Here is a 504-nt window from a genome sequence, read left to right on the forward strand (position 1 = left end):
GGCGCTAATCCCAGAAAACCGGTCGTAGTCCGGATTGGAGTCTGCAACTCGACTCCATGAAGTCGGAATCGCTAGTAATCGCGAATCAGAATGTCGCGGTGAATACGTTCCCGGGCCTTGTACACACCGCCCGTCACACCATGGGAGTGGGTTGCAAAAGAAGTGGGTAGTCTAACCTTCGGGAGGACGCTCACCACTTTGTGATTCATGACTGGGGTGAAGTCGTAACAAGGTAGCCCTAGGGGAACCTGGGGCTGGATCACCTCCTTAATCGATGCACTGACGTTTCAGTTAAGTGCCTACACTCATTATCTGATCATTGGCTAGAGCAGCATGCGGTTGCTTATGCAGACGCGTACCCTTGGGTAGTCAGTGGGTCTGTAGCTCAGTTGGTTAGAGCGCACCCCTGATAAGGGTGAGGTCGGTGGTTCAAATCCACCCAGACCCACCATCTCGCCTTAGTGCGATAGTTGCTATGTATGGGGCTATAGCTCAGCTGGGAGA

The 504-nt window shown here is 53.2% G+C and carries 1 tRNA gene and 1 rRNA gene; both read left to right on the forward strand.

From position 1 onward, the window contains the following. Positions 1–270 (forward strand): 16S ribosomal RNA (locus tag V7756_RS18805); the annotation flags it as partial. A 104-nt stretch (positions 271–374) separates the two neighbouring features. After that, positions 375–451: transfer RNA gene (locus tag V7756_RS18810), tRNA-Ile, on the forward strand. Positions 452–504 lie beyond the last annotated feature (53 nt).

Origin of the sequence: Halopseudomonas sp., assembly GCF_036961105.1 — a bacterium.
GTDB lineage: Bacteria > Pseudomonadota > Gammaproteobacteria > Pseudomonadales > Pseudomonadaceae > Halopseudomonas.